12 protein-coding genes and 1 riboswitch are annotated in these 13,777 nt (G+C 70.8%); of the genes, 7 read left to right on the forward strand and 5 right to left on the reverse strand.

All coding sequences use genetic code 11. From position 1 onward, the window contains the following. Positions 1–97: 97 nt before the first annotated feature. The 3 genes from FHR33_RS15070 (at position 98) to FHR33_RS15080 (ending at position 3,098) form a co-directional block, all read left to right on the forward strand. Complete coding sequence (locus FHR33_RS15070; protein WP_183647508.1) at positions 98–877, forward strand: DeoR/GlpR family DNA-binding transcription regulator; 780 nt, start codon at positions 98–100, stop codon at positions 875–877. Then, a complete protein-coding gene (gene galT, locus FHR33_RS15075) occupies positions 874–1,935 on the forward strand; it encodes a galactose-1-phosphate uridylyltransferase (protein ID WP_183647511.1) in 1,062 nt (353 codons plus the stop codon). The genes FHR33_RS15070 and galT overlap by 4 nt, the downstream gene beginning before the upstream one ends. A 67-nt stretch (positions 1,936–2,002) precedes the next feature. After that, positions 2,003–2,141: riboswitch (cyclic di-AMP (ydaO/yuaA leader) on the forward strand. Between the two features lie 75 nt (positions 2,142–2,216). Then, positions 2,217–3,098 (forward strand): coiled-coil domain-containing protein, encoded by an 882-nt coding sequence (locus FHR33_RS15080; protein ID WP_221241106.1) that lies wholly within the window; start codon positions 2,217–2,219, stop codon positions 3,096–3,098. A 160-nt stretch (positions 3,099–3,258) separates the two neighbouring features. Here the strand turns inward: FHR33_RS15080 and FHR33_RS15085 are convergent, their stop codons facing one another. After that, positions 3,259–4,068, reverse strand: a complete 810-nt coding sequence (locus tag FHR33_RS15085) for an alpha/beta fold hydrolase (RefSeq protein ID WP_183647516.1) — start codon at positions 4,066–4,068, stop codon at positions 3,259–3,261. A 302-nt stretch (positions 4,069–4,370) separates the two neighbouring features. Between FHR33_RS15085 and FHR33_RS15090 the strand changes: the two genes are divergently transcribed. Then, positions 4,371–5,639, forward strand: coding sequence for a cytochrome P450 family protein (locus FHR33_RS15090; RefSeq protein WP_221241107.1), 1,269 nt, complete (start codon positions 4,371–4,373; stop codon positions 5,637–5,639). A 27-nt stretch (positions 5,640–5,666) separates the two neighbouring features. Here the strand turns inward: FHR33_RS15090 and FHR33_RS15095 are convergent, their stop codons facing one another. Further along, entirely contained in the window at positions 5,667–6,002 is a 336-nt protein-coding gene (locus tag FHR33_RS15095; RefSeq protein WP_183647519.1) for an MmcQ/YjbR family DNA-binding protein, read from the reverse strand. Positions 6,003–6,013: 11 nt separating this feature from the next. Here FHR33_RS15095 and FHR33_RS15100 point away from each other — a divergent pair, with 11 nt between their 5' ends. Further along, positions 6,014–6,520, forward strand: a complete 507-nt coding sequence (locus tag FHR33_RS15100; RefSeq protein WP_183647521.1) for a DinB family protein — start codon at positions 6,014–6,016, stop codon at positions 6,518–6,520. A 3-nt stretch (positions 6,521–6,523) separates the two neighbouring features. Here the strand turns inward: FHR33_RS15100 and FHR33_RS15105 are convergent, their stop codons facing one another. Further along, positions 6,524–7,831 carry a M50 family metallopeptidase gene (locus tag FHR33_RS15105; protein WP_183647523.1) on the reverse strand — a complete coding sequence of 436 codons (1,308 nt, stop codon included), beginning with the start codon at positions 7,829–7,831 and terminating at the stop codon, positions 6,524–6,526. Positions 7,832–7,971: 140 nt separating this feature from the next. Here FHR33_RS15105 and FHR33_RS15110 point away from each other — a divergent pair, with 140 nt between their 5' ends. After that, positions 7,972–8,580 carry a response regulator transcription factor gene (locus FHR33_RS15110; protein WP_312895545.1) on the forward strand — a complete coding sequence of 203 codons (609 nt, stop codon included), beginning with the start codon at positions 7,972–7,974 and terminating at the stop codon, positions 8,578–8,580. Positions 8,581–8,692: 112 nt separating this feature from the next. Here FHR33_RS15110 and lanKC read toward each other — a convergent pair whose 3' ends face one another. Together lanKC and FHR33_RS15120 are read right to left on the reverse strand one after the other, a co-directional pair. Beyond that, positions 8,693–11,221 carry a class III lanthionine synthetase LanKC gene (gene lanKC, locus FHR33_RS15115; RefSeq protein ID WP_183647525.1) on the reverse strand — a complete coding sequence of 843 codons (2,529 nt, stop codon included), beginning with the start codon at positions 11,219–11,221 and terminating at the stop codon, positions 8,693–8,695. Positions 11,222–11,290: 69 nt separating this feature from the next. After that, a complete protein-coding gene (locus FHR33_RS15120) occupies positions 11,291–12,406 on the reverse strand; it encodes a PP2C family protein-serine/threonine phosphatase (protein WP_183647527.1) in 1,116 nt (371 codons plus the stop codon). Positions 12,407–12,524: 118 nt separating this feature from the next. On the opposite strand from FHR33_RS15120, the gene FHR33_RS15125 reads away from it, so the two are divergent. Continuing rightward, positions 12,525–13,751, forward strand: coding sequence for a GNAT family N-acetyltransferase (locus FHR33_RS15125; protein WP_183647529.1), 1,227 nt, complete (start codon positions 12,525–12,527; stop codon positions 13,749–13,751). Positions 13,752–13,777: the final 26 nt, after the last annotated feature.

A 13,777-nucleotide genomic window follows, 5' to 3' on the forward strand; every position in this document is an offset into this window, starting at 1 on the left:
AGGCGGCTTGCCGGACAAGGGGTTTGGACGATTCCACTCCCCATGTTTCAACATATATGTGTCATAATTTGGTGGAATCTGTTTGAAGGAGGGGCTCATGCTCGCACCACAGCGGCAGCAGGCGATCCTGGAGCGCGTCCGTCGCAGCGGCGGGGTCCGGGTGGCCGACCTCGTGCGCGAGCTCGGCGTCTCCGACATGACGATTCGCAGGGACCTGGAGGCGCTCGCCGAGCGCGGGCTGCTGGAGAAGGTCCACGGCGGGGCGACCATCAACGGCCCAGGCTCGACGGAGGAGCCCGGCTTCGCCGCCAAGTCGGTGCGCCAGCAGGCGGAGAAGGACGCCATCGCCCGCAGGGCCGCCGCGCTGGTTCGTCCGGGCACCGCCGTGGCGCTGTCGGCGGGCACGACCACCTGGGCCCTGGCCCACCTGCTGGTGGACGTGGACGAGCTGACCGTCATCACCAACTCGATCCCGGTGGCCGACGTCTTCCACCGCAGCCCCCGAGCCGACCGCACGGTGGTGCTGACCGGCGGCGTCCGCACCCCTTCCGACGCGCTCGTGGGGCCCGTCGCGGTGGCGGCGATCAGACGGCTGCACGTCGACACGCTCTTCCTCGGCGTTCACGGGATGAGCGTGAACGCGGGGTTCACCACGCCGAACCTGCTGGAGTCGGAGACCGACAGGGAGCTGGTCGCCTCGGCGCACCGCCTGGTCGTCCCCGCCGACCACACCAAGTGGGGCACGGTCGGCATCAGCACGATCGCGGAGCTGTCGGAGGCCGACGTCGTCATCAGCGACGCCGGCCTGCCCGAGGCCGCGCGCAGAGAGCTGGCCGAGAGGGCCGGAGAACTGATCATCGCGGAGGACACCAAGTGAAGCGCACCATCGCGCACATGGCCGACGGCCGAGAGCTGATCTACTTCGACCGGCGCGACGACGCCGATCGAAGCGCGATCGACCAGCGCGAGCTGCCGCCCAGGCCTGTGGCCTCCGAACTGCGTTACGACCCTCTCACCGAGGAGTGGGTGGCGATGGCGGGCCACCGCCAGACCCGCACCTTCCTGCCGCCGGCCGACGAGTGCCCGCTGTGCCCCTCGGCGCCGGGCAGGTCGACGGAGATCCCCGCCTCCTCCTACGACGTGGTGGTCTTCGAGAACCGCTTCCCCAGCTTCTCCACCCACCTCGGCAGCTACGCCGACGCAGGCGGCCTCAGCGAGGTGCGTCCGGGTGTGGGCCGCTGCGAGGTGGTCTGCTTCACCTCCGACCACACCTCCTCCTTCTCCATGCTCTCCGACGACCAGGTCGAGCTCGTCATGGAGGCGTGGGCCGACCGTACGGCGGAGCTGTCGGAGATCTCCGGCGTCGAGCAGGTCTTCTGCTTCGAGAACAGGGGTGCGGAGATCGGCATCACGCTGGCCCACCCGCACGGCCAAATCTACGCCTACCCCTACATCACCCCTCGCACCCGCCAGCACCTGGCCGCCGCCGCCAGGCGTCCAGGCCTGTTCGCCGGCGTGCTGGCCGCGGAGCGGGCCGGCGAGCGCGTGGTCGCCGCCAACGAACACTGGACGGCGTTCGTGCCCGCCGCCGCGCGCTACCCCTTCGAGGTGCATCTCTACCCGCACCGCCAGGTGCCCGATCTGGCCGCCCTCTCCCAGGAGGAGCGCGCCGCGTTCGGCCCCGTCTACACCAGGGTGCTCAGGGCGCTCGACGGGCTGTTCGGCGTGGTCATGCCGTATGTCGCCGCCTGGCACCAGGCACCCGTACGGCAGGGCCGCGACCTGGCCTACCTTCACATGGAGCTGTTCAGCATCCGCAGGGCGCCGGGCAAGCTGAAGTACCTGGCGGGCTCGGAGTCGGCGATGGGCGCGTTCGTCAACGACGTGCTGCCCGAGGAGGCCGCGCGGCTACTTCGATCACAGGTAGATCACTAATTGGTTTCCGCTTGGAGTCGCATTACCGGCGTTTTACTACTAATATCCCTCTGACATCGGCTTTCACAGCCGTTGCACGCCTAATCCCGGGCAAGTCGCCCGGGAGCCGGGGACCCATGCACCTGGGGTGAATCCACGTTCCGTGGTAGGGCCACATCTCCCGCCCGAACCCGTCAGCTAACCCGGTCGGCAGACGGAGAGGATCATTCGTGGCGTCCCCCACGTCTCGTTTCGCCTGCGGTGCCATTGCCGCGCTTTCCCTCGTTCTCGGCTCCGCCTCTGTGTCCTCGGCTGCCCCCAAGCCGTCGGAGAAGCAGCTGAGGGCCGAGCTGAAGAAGCTCAACACCAAGGTCGACAAGCTCATCGAGAGCTACAACGCCAAGCGGGTCGCGCTGGCCGAGGCGGAGAAGGCCGCCACGGCGGCCAAGGAGCGTCTGGCCGCCGCCGAGCAGACACTCGCCAAGGCGGAGAGCGTCGCCTCGCAGATCACCGAGATGCGCTATCAGGCCAACACCCCCGATCTGCCCGCTCTGGTGTACTCCCCCGACCTGAACAGCGCCGCGCTGCTGGAGCAGTTGAGCGTCGAGCAGGACGCCGTCGTGAAGAACGTCGCAGCCGCCCGCGACGAAAGGCAGAAGGCCGCCACCGAGGCCACGGCCCTTGCCACCCAGATCGACGAGCAGGCCGACCAGGTCGCCGACGATCGGAAGGAGGCGGAGGGCATGATCGACGACATCGAGAAGAAGCTCCAGAATCTCGTTCCGACCGGCCCTGGCCGCAAGTCCGACGGCAGCTGGGCGCCCGAGCTGCCCTCGGGGGCAGACAACATCACCCCCCGCACACGACTCATGCGCGACGAGATCAAGAAGGCCTTCAGCCTGCCGTACGAGGTGGGGTGTTACCGGGTCGACAACAGCGGAGAGCACCCGCTGGGTCGCGCCTGCGACTTCATGATGAGTTCGGGAGGCAGCTCTCCCACCGGCGCCAACCAGGCGCTCGGCGACCAGATCGCGGCGTGGGCGCTGAAGAACCAGAGCCGGCTCGGCGTGAAGTACGTCATCTGGCGGCAGCGCATCAACAGCGGCAGCGGCTGGCGCTCGATGTCCGACAGGGGCAGCACCACCGCCAACCACTACGACCACGTGCACATCTCCATGCAGTGAAGACGGCGAGGGTTGTCAGCTGATGTTCTGATTCCCCTGAGCGACCTCTCGCATCTGGTGTCTCGCACCGGGTGCGAGGAGGTTCGCCGTCTCGTCGCCGACGCCGGGCCGGTCGGGCACAGCTGCGCACATCGGTCCTGTTTCCAACGGACCCGTGCCCTCAGCCGCGCTCGTCGACCTCTCGCCAGAAGGTGTCGACGCGGGCGTTGAACTCGTCAGGGACCTCCTGGAAGGGCTGGTGGGCCTCCCCCGGCAGCACCTCGAACACGGCGCCCGAGATCGCCTCCGCGACCTCGCGCCCCAGACGCGGAGGGGTCGCCCTGTCCATCTCACCGGCCAGGACGAGTGTCGGCACGGCGATCTCCCGCAGGCGGTCGAGTGTCTCGTGCGTCTCGAACGCCTCGAGCTGGCGTTGGAAGGCCTCGACCGACTGCTGATGCGGGAAGGCCAGCGCCTCCTCGATCATCCGCTCCACGGTGCCGTCGGCATGGGCGCGCGGCGTGTAGACCCATAGGAAGAACGCCTCCAGCATGGCCCGAGGGCTCGGGGCGGCCTCCACCATCCAGCGCCAGAAGCCGGTCATGGCGCGGAAGTAGGCGTCGGAGCGTGCGAAGGTGCTCATGAGGACCAGGCTGCGAACCAGTCCTGGATGGCGCAGCGCCAGCTCCTGCGCGATGAGGCTGCCGCCCGAGAAACCCGCCACGTGGGCGGCAGGGACATCGAGCGCGCGCAGCAGCGCGGCGGCGTCGTCGGCCATCAGCGGCACCGACAGCCGCCCCTGGGGCAGCGGCGTGCGTCCCGCCCCGCGGTTGTCGAAGGCGATGAGCCGGTAGCGGTCGGCCAACCCGTCGAGCTGGGCCTGCCACGCCTCGGCTGGATCGCTCAGCCCGGCGATCAGGAGGACGTCGGACCCCCGGCCGCGGCGCTCGACCCACATCCGGGTCCCGTTGACATCGATTGCCTCGCCCACGGTCTGCCTCCTCCGCGTGGCCCCGAACACCGCTCGCCCACGGCCAGGACCGGCAGGCCCCGCCCTCTGTCTTCAGGCTCTCACCTGCACGAACACTAACATTCACGGGTCAGGGGCTCTCGACGGCCATGGTGAACACCGCCTCGTCGCCGGCCGCCCCGCCTTCTCCTGTCAAGCCGGTCGGCCGGCTCGGCGTCCAGCGCCCCGGTGCCGCGGCAGAGGCGCTCGCCGGGCGCCGCCGATCCATGCCGCGCCGACGGCCCTCCTTGCCCTGCGGAACCCTCGAGCGTACGTTTGACTCGATGACCAGATCCTCCCTACGGTCACGAGAGGCGACGATGGACACCGTCAACCTGATGGATCCCGCACTGATGACCGACCCCTTCAGGGGCTTCTCACGAATCAGGGAGGAGGCGCCCATCGCGCGCGCCTGCTTCCCCGGTCAGGACACACCCATCTGGCTGGTCACCCGGTACGACGACGTCAAGACCGTGCTGGGCGAGCACCGCTTCGTCAACAATCCGGCCTCCATTCCCGGCGGCGACATCCCCGACCTGCGCGAGAAGCTCATGAAGGCGCGCGGGATCCCCGACGACTACGTCGTCTACCTCACCGACGGCATCCTCGACCTCGACGGCGATGACCACCTCAGGCTGCGCCGACTCGTCTCGCGGGCCTTCACCGCCAGGCGCGTCATGGAGATGCGTCCGCGGGTCGAGGAGATCAGTGGCAGGCTGCTCGACGCGCTGCCGGGCGACCGCGTCGTGGACCTGGTCGAGGAGTACGCCTACCCGCTGCCGATCACGGTCATCTGCGAGCTCGTCGGCATCCCCGAGAGCGACCGTCCGCTGTGGCGCGAGTGGGGCGCGAAGATGGTGTCTCTGTCACCTGGCGCCATGGCCGAACCTGTGATCAGCATGGTCGACTACATCCACGACCTGATCCCCCGCCGCCGCGCCGCGCCCGCCGACGACCTGCTCACCGGGCTGATCAAAGCGCACGACGACGACGGCGACCGCTTCACCGACACCGAGCTGATCACGATGGTGCTCACGCTCGTCCTGGCTGGACACGAGACCACCGCCCACCTGATCGGCAACGGCACCGCGGCCCTGCTCACCCACCCCGGCCAGCTTGCCATGCTGCGCGCGCGGCCCGAGCTCATGCCGCGCGCCGTCCACGAGCTCATGCGCTGGTGCGGGCCGGTGCAGGGCACCAGGGTCCGCTACGCGGCCGAGGACGTGGAGCTCGGTGGCATGACGGTGAAGCGGGGCGAGGCCGTGATGGCCGTACTGGTCTCGGCCAACTACGACCCTCGCCGCTTCGAGCGCCCCGACCGGCTCGACCTCACCCGCGAGGAGGACGGCAGGCGCGAGGTCCACGTCGGCTTCGGGCACGGCCTGCACTACTGCCTCGGCGCGGCGCTGGCCAGGCAGGAGGGCGAGGTCGCCTTCGCCGGGCTGCTCTCACGCTTCCCGAAGCTGCGCCTCGCCGTCGCACCCGAGGAGCTCGAACGGCAGCTCATGCCCGCCTCGTGGCGGCTCGCGAGCCTTCCCGTACTCCTGCGCTGACGGAGGACAGAGGTCGCGAGAGGCGCGTCAGGGCGCGCCGTACCTGACGTACCTGTAGGCGTCGGCGACCAGCTCGCCGATCTCCGCCCAGTCGACCCGCACGTCGAGATAGACCCCGAGCCACCCTCTGTGCCCCACGTACGGCGGGCGGAAGAAGCGCGTGGGGTCCTCCGCCACCAGCGCCTCCTGCGTTCCCGGCGCAGCCGCGCACCAGAAGGCGAGCCTGTCGTCGTGGTGGTGGTCGGCGAACATCACGAAGGTCTTCCTGCCCTTGACGAACCAGGTCGGCTCGCCGTGGCTGAGCCGCTCGGTCGCCTCGGGCTGCGCCAGGCACAGTCGGCGCAGCTCTTCCAAAGGGTCCATAATCACACGCTATGACAGACCCGCGGATCGATCCTCCCTTCATCGCCGGTGAGCGAGAGATGCTCGAGGCCTGGCTCGACTGGCACCGCGAGACGCTCGCGGTCAAGTGCGCGGGCCTGAGCGACGAGCAGCTGCGCGAGCGGTCCGCGCCGCCGTCGACGCTGTCGCTGCTCGGCCTGGTGCGGCACCTGGCCGACGTGGAGCGCGCCTGGTTCCGCGGGATTCTGATGGGACAGGACGCGCCGCCGCGCTACAAGAGCGAGGAAAGGCCCGACGACCAGTTCGAGGCCGTCGCCACGACGACCGCCGAGGAGGCGTTCGCCGCCTGGCGGAGCGAGGTCGCCAACGCCCGGGAGGTGTCGGCGGATCTGTCCCTCGACACGATCGGCAAGGGGCTGCGCCACGGCAGCGAGGTGTCGCTGCGCTGGATCATGGTGCACATGATCGAGGAGTACGCCCGCCACAACGGCCATGCCGACCTGCTGCGCGAACGGATCGACGGGGTGAGGGGTGACTGACCCTCAGCCCGAGAGCCTGATCGGGTTGACCAGGTCGGCGTAGACGAGCAGGCCGGCCATCACGATCATGACCATGGCCAGGGCGTAGGTCAGCGGGAGCACCTTGGCGATGTCGACGTGGCTCGGCTCGGGGCGGCGCATGACGCGGGCGTAGGCGCGCTTGAGCCCTTCCCACAGGCCACCCGCGATGTGCCCGCCGTCGAGCGGGAGCAGCGGGATCAGGTTGAACATGCCGATCGCCAGGTTGAACCCGGCCAGCAGGTTCAGGAAGATCATGATCTTCTCGCGGTCGGACAGCGCCTCGGAGGCGAGGATCTCCCCGCCCATCCTGCCCGCGCCCACGACGCCGACGGGCCCTTCCCTGTCGCGCTCGTGCCCGGAGAAGGCGGCGTTCCACACGCCGACCATCTTCTGCGGCAGGTTGAGCATCGACTGCGCGACGCGGCCCGTCAGGTCGCCCATGTAGCCCACGACGGCGCCAAGGCTCTGGGTCTCGTAGACCTCGGTGGGGCCGACCCCGAGGAAGCCGACGTTCTTCTCGATGCGCTTGGGATCGTCGATGGCGGGACGGTCCTGGGAGATCAGCGTGACGTCGAGCGTCATCGGCTTGCCGTCGCGGACGATGCCGATCTTGACGGGGCCGGCGCCGTGCGACCTGATCTTCTTGGTCGTGTCGTCCCACGAGGTGATCTTCGCCCCGTTGAAGGTGACGAGCTGGTCGCCCACCTTCATCCCCGCCTTGGCCGCGGGGGTGGGCGGGTCGGTGGGCCTGCAGGGGCGGACCGGCTGGTTGGCCGGGATCACGCAGGTGGCGGTCAGCGGCGAGACGATCGGCTTGGGCGTGGGCAGGCCGAAGCCCATCAGCAGGACGGCGAACAGGATGAACGCCAGCACGAGGTTCATCAGCGGGCCGCCGGACATGATGATGACCTTCTGCCACCACTTCTTACGGTAGAAGACGCGGTCCTCGTCGCCCGGCCGCACCTCCTCCTGCGCCACGTCGCGCGCGGTGTCGATCAGACCCTGGAACGGTCCGGTGGAGGCACGCCGCAGCTTGGTCGGATCATCGCCGGGACGGGGCGGCAGCATGCCGATCATCCGGATGTAGCCACCGAAAGGGATCCACTTGATCCCGTACTCCGTCTCGCCCTTCTTCTTGGACCACATGGTGCCGCCGAAGCCGACCATGTACTGCGTCACCCTGACGCCGAACAGCTTGGCGGGCACGAGGTGGCCGATCTCGTGCAGCGCGATGGAGGCCATCAGCCCCAGCACGAAGACGACGATCCCCGCGATGTAGAGCCAACTCATCTGTGCGCGCTCCAGGGCAGTGGTGAAGGTCCGACAAGGCCAGAGTAGTCGAACAATCAGATGCGGAACGGCTTGCGTGTCCTTTGCCCAGTGAGGAGACTGCGTTGACAGTGCGCAGTCACCCGATCACCCTAGGAGATGTGTTGCTTCGGATCCTGGTCGCCGAGCACCTGCCGCTGGTACGGCGGGGCCTGGTCGCCTCGCTCGCCGCTGAGGCCGATCTCGAGGTCGTCGCCGACGTCGGCCACGGCCAGGAGGTCGGCGTCGCGGCCATGGAGCACGAGCCCGACGCCGCCGTCATCGACCTCGACCTGCCCGACCTCGGCGGGCTGAACGCCGCCGCCCGCCTGCGTGAGGCGGCGCCGGGCTGCAGGGTGCTGATCCTGTCCGCCCAGCCCAACCCCGGTCAGGTGCGCAGGGCGTTCGAGGCGCACGCGGTGGGCTTCATGAGCCTCGAGGTGGCGCCAGAAAGCCTGGCCGAGGGCCTGCGGGCGATGGGCGCGGGCGGCAGGGCCGTCGACTCGGAGCTGGCGCTGGCGGCGCTGGAGTCGGCAGCCAATCCGCTGACGCCGCGCGAGCGCGACGTGCTGCGCGTCGCGGCGGGCGGCGCCCGCTCCACGGAGATCGCCGGCGAGCTGTTCCTGTCGGTCGGCACGGTCCGCAACCACCTGTCGCGCATCATGTGCAAGACCGGCGCGCGCAACCGCATCGACGCGGTGCGCATCGCCAGCGACTCGGGCTGGCTGTAGGGGCCGTCCAGCCCGCCTGCCCACCGATCTCGCGGCGAGCAGGCGGTCTGACTCGGCCGAGCCCCGGTGGAACCGCGCCGCTCCTCCGGGACCCGGGCTCTTGGGGGTCGGGTCAGCAGGGGGTCTCGCTCCCCAGTCCCCGCTGGTCGAGCAGTGTCAGGTGGGGCTGCGCGCCCGCGGCCGACGAGCGCATGAACGGCAGCGTCACGGGCTCGTCGTGCAGCGCGGCGGCCACCGCGAACAGCACGCCTGCCGTACCTGTGGCCAGGTCCATCGACAGGCGCAGCAGCCGCTCGCCGGGGAAGGCGAGATGGGCCTGGTAGCGCACCGCGTGGCAGCCGAGCCCGCGCAGCTGCGTCTCGATCTCGGGATCGTCGCCGCGCTCCCTGGCCAGGTAGGCGAGCAGTCCCGCCCGTCCGGTGAACAGGCCTGGCTGGAAGGAGAACGGCGCGCGGGCCGCCCTGTCGAGGGCGCCGTGCGCGAGCAGCAGGTCGTCGTCATGGCGCCATCTGAGGTATTCGGCCAGCACCCAGGCCAGGCCCGCGCCTCCCGTGGCGAGGTGTGGCGAGGGGTCTCCCTGCGCCGCCCTGCGGCCGAGGTCCTGCCGCAGGGCGGCCTCGGCCAGGTCGAGCAGGCCCGGCTCGCCCGTGCGCTCGTGCATGCGCAGCAGGAACAGGGCGGGGCCCGCCGAGCCGTACATCAGGCCGGTGCGAGCGGCCGAGGGAGCGGGCTGCCTGCCGCTCAGCCGCGTGGCGACCAGGTCGGCGACGTCGTAGGCGCGCAGCAGCAGCTGCGACTCGCCGGTGAGGTCGGCCAGGTGGGCGAGGTTGAGCCCGATGCCTGCCAGCCCGCCGTGCAGGTCGAGGCCGAGCGACTCCCACCTCCGTCTGGAGGCGAGTTGCACCAGGTCGAGGGCGTCGGCCTGCCTGCCGAGGCGGGCCAGCGCGTGGGCGATGCCGTGCAGGCCGTCGTAGAAGCCGAGCCTGGCGCCCTCTGGCGGGCGCATGGCCCGCTCGAGCAGCCAGCGCTCGTGCTCGGGGAAGCGGCCTGAGCCCGCGGCCTCGAGGGCGAGCAGCACGCCGGCCGCGCCATGGGCGAGGTTGAGCCCTCCGGTGGCGAACTGCGCGATGTCGCCGGGGAAGAGCCTGTCGTCGCGCTCGGGGGTGGCCGAGGACAGGATCGCCATCGTCATCGACCTGCGCAGCCGCTGCCAGCGCTCGGGGTCGGGCAGGGTGGCGGAGTACCAGGCGGGGATGTGCGCGCCGGGAACGCGCTTGGCGCGCCGCACGCCGGTGATGGTGCGCACCGCCTCGTCGAGGAAGGCGTGAGGGACGGGGTAGGACTCGCGGATGAGGTCGGCCAGCTCGGCCGCCTTGAACCTGTCGATGCGCAGCAGCTCGGTCACCGGCAGGAAGAGCGCGAGGCGCAGGCGGGCCGCGGCGTGGTGGTCGACGTCGGCCCCCGTGACGCCGTCGGGGACGGCGAAGGCGCCGCCGCCCGCCTCCTCCAGGGGCACGCACCGCTCGTAGCCGACGAGCGCGACGCCGCCGTCGGGCCTGACGATGACGTTGCCGGGGTGGAGGTCGCCGAAGACCAGTCCGCGCGCGTGGACGGCGGCCACGGCCGCCTCCACCTTCGCGCACAGCTCGAGCGCCCACGCGGTGTGGTCGGCGGCGCCGCGGCCCTGCCTGCCGAGCCTGTCGAGCGGGGTGCCCTGGATGTGCTCCAGCACCAGGAAGCGATGCTCGCCGACGGTGTGCTCGGCCAGCAGGGCGGGGACCGCGTCGAGGCCGGCGAGCCTGGTCAGCGCCTCGCGCTCGCGCTCGAGCCTGGTCACCGCGTCGGCGCCGTCGGCGTCGAGCCCCGCGTGGGGCCTGGCCTCCTTGATGACCACCCGCGTGCCGGTGCGCGCGTCGCGGGCCAGGTGGACGCCGCCCCCGCCGGTCAGGCGCAGAGCGGCCTCGGCGGAGTACGGCAGGCGGTCGAGCGCGACGGCCCGCCCCGCCTCCAGGTGGGGTGTGAGGAAGGCGGGCAGCCGTACCCATGCGGGGGTGGCGAAGACCGGGCCGTGCCACTCGGGCACCAGCCTGCCGTCGAGGTCGGCGATGGCGGGTTCGAGCCTGCCGTCGGGCCCCGCGCAGTGGCGCTCGGCGAAGGCGCCGTAGCGGACGTGCAGCGGGCCGCCTCCGATGCGCAGGCCGCCGGGGAGGGAGGGGCAGGGCCGGCCGTCGAGCAGCGCGCCGAGGTCGGTGAGCGCCCGCTCCAGCCTGGTCTCGTCGGCGGGGTAGAGCGTGGCGAGCTCGCCGCCCGCTCCCCTGCCCGCGTGCTTGGCGTTGCGCAGGTGGAGGACGTGCTCGCCACGCAGGAACGTGAAGGCCAGGCCGGTCCGCACGCAGTAGGACCACACCGTGTCCATCACGAGGGCCGCGTCGCCGGGGCGGGCGGAGACCTGGATCTTCCAGCCCTGCTCGGGCAGCCCCGCCTCGACGGGGCGCAGGGCCACCAGCTCACCCTGTTCGGTCCGTGCCCAGCCGGTGGGCGCGGGCCTGCTGGCGTGGACGAAGTCGGCGGCGCCGTCGATCACCGGCGAGTCGTAGAACAGGGGATCGACGAGGCAGTAGAGCTCATACCTGTTGTCCACGCCTTGAGAATCTCAAGCCTGATCCACCGCCAGACAGTGACTCAGCTCACGATCTGGTCGTGTCATTCGTCATGGTCGCCAGATGAGCACGAGCGCGCAGTCGTCGTTGTGGCCCGAGGCCATCGAGTTGACCAGGGCTCTGGCCCCGTCGCGGAAGCCTTTGGGAAGCAGCCTGTCGGCCTCGCCCAGCAGCCTGTCGAGCCCCGCGTCGATGTCACGGCCCGGCTGCTCGATCAGGCCGTCGGTGTAGAGCAGGAGCGCGTCGCCCTTGCGCAGCACCCCGCTGTCGGGCTCGCAGTGCAGGTCGGGCACCACGCCGAGGACCACGCCCTTGGCCGAGGCGATCTCCCAGTTGCCGGTGCCCGCGTCGAGCTTCACCACGGGCGGGTGCCCGGCCGAGGTGATCGTGTACTCGCCCGTGGCCAGGTCGAGGCGGAGGTGGACGGCGGTGACGAAGCCCTCGTCGCCGCGCTGGCGGTGGAGGTAGGCGTTGGAGGCCTGCAGGAAGTCGTCGACCGAGCCGAGCAGCCCGCCGAACGTGCCCGACAGCAGCAGCGCCCTGGTGCCCGCGTCGACGCCCTTGCCGGAGACGTCGACCAGCGCCAGCTCCACCTGGTCGCCGTCGCGCATGGAGACCAGGAAGTCGCCGCCGAAGGAGGAGCCGCCCGCCTGCTTGAGCACGACCTTGGCGCCCCAGTCCTTGGGCAGCGGGGGCAGCTCGCTCTGGCTCTTGAGCCTGTCGCGCAGCTCCAGCAGCATCGCGTCGCCGCGCAGCCCCTGCACGCCCAGCTTGCCGCGGGTGCGCGCCATGAGCGCGGCCAGGACCGCGGTGAAGCCGATGGTGACCATGAGGCCGAGACCGATCCTGTGGACCCCGAGGACCGCTCCAACGTAGGCGAGAGAGGCCAGGACGCACATGAGCAGGACCGCGAGGCTGCGCAGCCGCAGCTGCAGCCCGCCGACGAGGGTGACGAGGATGAGCAGCGAGGGGGAGAACCACTCGGTGGACACCCGCGCCGCCAGCGCGCCGATCAGCAGGGTCAGCACGCCCAGGGTGATCAGCAGGTTGCGGTCTCTGGCCAGCGGCCCTCGCCGCAGGAATCTGACAACGGGCACCAGACCCGGCACCTTGACGAGCAGCGCTCGGAGCCGTGGCGGGATGAGCGGCGCCGGACGTGACTTCATGATGCGCTCGACTGTATCGGTCTCTCCTCGATTTGGGCAGCCCACTTGACCAACGCCTTGATCATTAGGGACGGATATTGGGTGGCCCTCCCCCTTTGCCCGCTCCTACGGTGGACGGATGAGCTATCCGATCCGCCCCATCTCGGAAGACGAGTGGTCCTCCTTCAGCGGCGTGCTCGCCGAGGGCTTCAACTGGACCCCCCACCCGACCCAGTCCGAGCGCTGGAAGGCCAACACCGAGTTCGACAGGACGCTCGCCGCCCTCGACGGAGACGTCATCGCCGGGGTCACCGGCATCCACAGCTTCACGATGACCGTGCCGGGCGGTCAGCTGCCCGTGGCGGGTGTGACCGCGGTCAGCGTCCTTCCCTCCCACCGCCGCCGCGGCATCCTCTCCCAGCTCATGCGCCGCCAGCTGGCCGACGTGCGCGAGCGCGGCGAGGCAGTGGCCGCGCTCTACGCCTCGGAAGCCGTCATCTACGGCAGGTACGGCTACGGCAGGGCCTCCGACGGGCTGTCCCTGCGCATCCCCAAGCACGGCTCGGCCTTCGTCGCGGGTGCGCCCTCGGACCCGGCGCTGAGGATCACCGTGGCCAAGCCCGCCGAGGTCAGAGCCACGCTGGAGAGCGTCTACGAGTCGATCCTGGCCGAGCGGCCGGGCCAGTACCGGCGCAACGAGCACCTCTGGACGGCCGTCCTGGCCGACGAGGAGTTCGACCAGGACGGCGCGGGCGCCCTGCGGTGCGTGCTGGCCGAGGACTCCGACAGGGTGCGCGGCTACGCGCTGTTCAGGGTCAAGTCCCTGTGGGGCGACAACGGGCAGCCCGACGGCGAGTTGCTGCTGCGCGAGCTCTACGCGACGGACCCCGCAGCCCACGCGCTGCTGTGGCAGTCGGTGCTCAACCGCGACCTGGTCAGCAGGGTCAAGGCCACGCGCCCCGTGGACGACCCGATCACGCAGTGGCTGACCGACGTCCGCTACCTCAACGCCTCGTGGGGCGACGAGCTGTGGGTGCGCCTGGTCTCGGTGGACGCGGCGCTGAGCTCCCGCGCCTACTCCGCGCCTGTGGACGTGGTGCTGGAGGTGGCCGACGACGTGTGCCCGTGGAACGCCGGCCGCTGGCGCCTGACCGCCGACACCGCCTCGGCCTCGTGCAAGCCGACCGACGAGGCGCCCGACGTGTCGCTGCCGGTGGCCGCGCTCGGCGGCGCGTACCTGGGCGGGGGCTCGCTCGACGCGCAGCACGCCGCGGGGCTGCTGACCGAGCACAGCGCGGGCGCCGTGCGCGCGCTGGCCACCGCCCTGTCGTGGTCGCCCGCCCCTTGGGCGGGTCTCGTCTTCTGATCCCGTACGGCACGCCTGCCCGGCGC

The organism is Nonomuraea dietziae (genome assembly GCF_014195505.1).
Classification (GTDB): domain Bacteria; phylum Actinomycetota; class Actinomycetes; order Streptosporangiales; family Streptosporangiaceae; genus Nonomuraea; species Nonomuraea roseola.